Source organism: Exiguobacterium sp. KKBO11 (assembly GCF_001644945.1).
Taxonomy (GTDB): Bacteria; Bacillota; Bacilli; order Exiguobacteriales; family Exiguobacteriaceae; genus Exiguobacterium_A; species Exiguobacterium_A abrahamii.
Genome location: NZ_LUCU01000004.1, coordinates 1 through 1,326, shown reverse-complemented (window position 1 = coordinate 1,326; position 1,326 = coordinate 1). Strand labels below are relative to the sequence as shown.

10 tRNA genes and 2 rRNA genes are annotated in these 1,326 nt (G+C 49.1%); all 12 read right to left on the bottom strand.

The features are described 5' to 3' along the window. Positions 1-109: ribosomal RNA gene (locus AYO36_RS00175) — 16S ribosomal RNA — on the bottom strand; the annotation flags it as partial. Positions 110-245: 136 nt separating this feature from the next. After that, a tRNA-Pro gene (locus AYO36_RS00170) sits at positions 246-322 on the bottom strand. A gap of 5 nt (positions 323-327) precedes the next feature. Further along, positions 328-401: transfer RNA gene (locus AYO36_RS00165), tRNA-Arg, on the bottom strand. A 6-nt stretch (positions 402-407) separates the two neighbouring features. Continuing rightward, positions 408-494: transfer RNA gene (locus AYO36_RS00160), tRNA-Leu, on the bottom strand. Positions 495-515: 21 nt separating this feature from the next. Next, positions 516-590, bottom strand: a tRNA-Gly gene (locus AYO36_RS00155). Positions 591-597: 7 nt separating this feature from the next. Beyond that, positions 598-681, bottom strand: a tRNA-Leu gene (locus AYO36_RS00150). Positions 682-688: 7 nt separating this feature from the next. Further along, positions 689-764, bottom strand: a tRNA-Lys gene (locus tag AYO36_RS00145). 23 nt (positions 765-787) lie between these two features. Then, positions 788-863: transfer RNA gene (locus AYO36_RS00140), tRNA-His, on the bottom strand. An 11-nt stretch (positions 864-874) separates the two neighbouring features. After that, positions 875-950, bottom strand: a tRNA-Thr gene (locus AYO36_RS00135). An 8-nt stretch (positions 951-958) separates the two neighbouring features. Next, positions 959-1,034 (bottom strand) — tRNA-Phe (locus AYO36_RS00130). A 10-nt stretch (positions 1,035-1,044) separates the two neighbouring features. After that, positions 1,045-1,120: transfer RNA gene (locus AYO36_RS00125), tRNA-Asp, on the bottom strand. Between the two features lie 79 nt (positions 1,121-1,199). Continuing rightward, a 5S ribosomal RNA gene (gene rrf / locus AYO36_RS00120) occupies positions 1,200-1,315 on the bottom strand. Positions 1,316-1,326 lie beyond the last annotated feature (11 nt).

Below are 1,326 nucleotides of genomic sequence, written 5' to 3'. Positions count from 1 at the left end.
ATTCCACTGCCTTCCCTCCGAAGAGTTCCGTCAGTTTCCTGCGCTCGACTTGCATGTATTAGGCACGCCGCCAGCGTTCGTCCTGAGCCAGGATCAAACTCTCCATGAAGTGTTTGACTTGCTCGTTGTTGTGACCGAAGTCACGATTGACGAAGCTTGCGCTTCATTCGTTTTTGTATTCCGTAGAATACGTTTTTGCCTCATCGTTCAGTTTTCAAAGTCCAATGTATTTCGTATGAAAATAATGGTCGGGAAGACAGGATTCGAACCTGCGACCCCTTGGTCCCAAACCAAGTGCTCTACCAAGCTGAGCTACTTCCCGAAAAGTGCACCCTGAGAGATTCGAACTCCCGACCCCTTGATTCGTAGTCAAGTACTCTATCCAGCTGAGCTAAGGGTGCATCATATGGTGCGGTCGAGAGGACTTGAACCTCCACGATGTTGCCACCACTAGGCCCTCAACCTAGCGCGTCTACCGATTCCGCCACGACCGCATAATGCTATTCAAATATAAATGGAGCGGAAGACGGGATTCGAACCCGCGACCCCGACCTTGGCAAGGTCGTATTCTACCACTGAACTACTTCCGCATATAAATGGTACGGGTGAAGGGACTTGAACCCCCACGTCAAAGACACTAGATCCTAAATCTAGCGCGTCTACCAATTCCGCCACACCCGCATAAAAATGGTGTGTCATGCAGGATTCGAACCTGCGACCCTCTGATTAAAAGTCAGATGCTCTACCAACTGAGCTAATGACACATAAATGATATGAAGTTAAAAAATGGGGCGACTGATGGGAATTGAACCCACGAATGCCGGAATCACAATCCGGTGCGTTAACCACTTCGCCACAATCGCCAAAATAAAAATGGTGCCGGCAACAGGAGTCGAACCCGCGACCTACTGATTACAAGTCAGTTGCTCTACCAGCTGAGCTACACCGGCAAAAGAAATGGTGGCTTTGGACGGAATCGAACCGCCGACACAAGGATTTTCAGTCCTTTGCTCTACCAACTGAGCTACAAAGCCGATATTAAAATGGCGGTCCTGACGGGATTCGAACCCGCGATCTCCTGCGTGACAGGCAGGCATGTTAACCGCTACACCACAGGACCGTTTAAGTATAAGGTGACGACTTCTATAATGATAAAACATCTATGTAAGTCTGTCAATTGTTTTATTAAAAAAACAAAAGCCTGGCAACGTCCTATCCTCACAGGGGGAAGCCCCCAACTACTTTCGGCGTTCAAGTGCTTAACTTCCGTGTTCGGCATGGGAACGGGTGTGACCACTTGGCTATCGTCACCAGACGATTGGGCTC